A 742-nucleotide genomic window follows, 5' to 3' on the forward strand; every position below is an offset into this window, starting at 1 on the left:
TAGTAGCTCCTTTGTGTGATAGATCTTGTCAGCGATATTGAGGTAGATGTCACCGTCAACTTCTTTTATAACGAATGCTTTCGTCTTTCTGCTGAAGTAGACTTCTTTTCCTTGTTCAACAGGGATATAGCAACGATTTTGGAATCGGATATGGTGTCCACTATCGACGACTCTCTCCGCCAGTCTAGCCAGAATGAGATTTCGTTCAGAGGGCTTAGGAGCCTCCTCAAAGACAGAGAGTTTTGTCTTGTTTCCAAACTGTTCATTAAAGGTTTGAATGTAGGAAATAAGGAAAGTATTGGCTTCTTCCAAGGTATGAATATTGTTTCGTTCCAGTTCAATAGGCAGGCGAGATTGTAGTGCCTGATTGAGTCTTTCGACTCTCCCTTTAGCTTGAGGGATAGCGGTTGTCTCAAGGAGAATCCCCAGTTGGTGACAGGCGTATCCGAATTGTGTATGGGTATCGTCCTCCATTTTCTTAGAGTTGGAGATTTGATAGGTAAAGACTGTTCTTTTATCTGTTTTGATTTGAAGGGGAATGCCGTGGTTGGCTAATATTTGTTCAAGGACATGATAGTAAGCATTCAAGTTCTCTTTTTTATCAAAATAAGCCCCTAGGATATTGCCGGAAGCATCATCAATGGCTAAGTGTAAGTTAGAGGTTTCTGCTCCAAACCAGGCATGAGGGCTAGCCTCCATTTGGATGAGTTCTCGCCAAAAAATTGTAAAAAGTTTAAAAAAA

The 742-nt window shown here is 41.2% G+C and carries 1 protein-coding gene; it reads right to left on the reverse strand.

Annotated features, from left to right (window positions below):
• A partial coding sequence (locus HT691_RS11010) for an ISNCY family transposase (protein ID WP_172925385.1) occupies positions 1–742 on the reverse strand: 742 nt, incomplete at both ends.

The sequence above is a fragment of the Streptococcus sp. 477 genome, from assembly GCF_013277295.1.
GTDB lineage: Bacteria > Bacillota > Bacilli > Lactobacillales > Streptococcaceae > Streptococcus > Streptococcus pseudopneumoniae.